The organism is Dietzia sp. SYD-A1 (assembly GCF_015356725.1).
Classification (GTDB): domain Bacteria; phylum Actinomycetota; class Actinomycetes; order Mycobacteriales; family Mycobacteriaceae; genus Dietzia.
On sequence record NZ_JADDKI010000602.1, the window covers coordinates 1 to 709 of the forward strand.

The following is a 709-nucleotide window of genomic DNA, read 5'->3' on the forward strand; positions in this document are numbered from 1 at the left end:
GAGCGCAGCCAGTGGGCGGCCTCGGGGTCGTCGTATTCCGGGAAGGGACCGAACTCGCCCCACCCGGCCGGCCCCTCGACCAGTGCCACCTCCCGCTCGGTGACGCCACGGAACCGGACCCGCATCGGCAGGGCCACCACGTGGACGCGGGCGAGCAGATCGTCGATCGACTCGGGGCCCGGTACGGATGTCATGCCTCCACGCTAACGTCGACCCCATGACCGAGAGCAGCGCAGCGCAGGGCGAGACCGCGAACCCGTTCGATCCGTCGCAGTGGCGGGAGGTCGAGGGCTTTCGCAGCGGCGAGGACCTCACGGACCTGACCTACCATCGTCACGTGGGCGAGAGCCGGGCCGACGGAATCGTGCGGATCGCCTTCGACCGCCCCGAGGTGCGCAACGCCTTCCGCCCGCACACCGTGGACGAGCTGTACCGGGTCTTCGACCACGCGCGCCGCTCCCCCGACGTGGGGACCGTGCTGTTCACCGGCAACGGGCCGAGCGCCAAGGACGGCGGCTGGGCGTTCTGCTCGGGCGGGGACCAGCGCATCCGTGGGCGGTCCGGGTACCAGTACTCCACCGAGCACGACTCGGACGTGGCCGGCGCGACGGCCGACAAGGTCGACCAGGCGCGGGTGAAGGCCGAGGGCGGGCGGCTGCACATCCTCGAGGTGCAGCGGCTGATCCGTACCATGCCCAAGGTGGTGATC

The 709-nt window shown here is 71.4% G+C and carries 1 protein-coding gene and 1 pseudogene; one reads left to right on the forward strand and one right to left on the reverse strand.

From position 1 onward, the window contains the following. Positions 1-194: pseudogene (locus IY392_RS17600) on the reverse strand (O-succinylbenzoate synthase); the annotation flags it as partial. Positions 195-217: 23 nt separating this feature from the next. Between IY392_RS17600 and IY392_RS17605 the strand changes: the two are divergent. After that, positions 218-709, forward strand: a 492-nt coding sequence (locus IY392_RS17605; protein ID WP_228549589.1) for an enoyl-CoA hydratase-related protein, incomplete at its 3' end; no start/stop codon positions are given.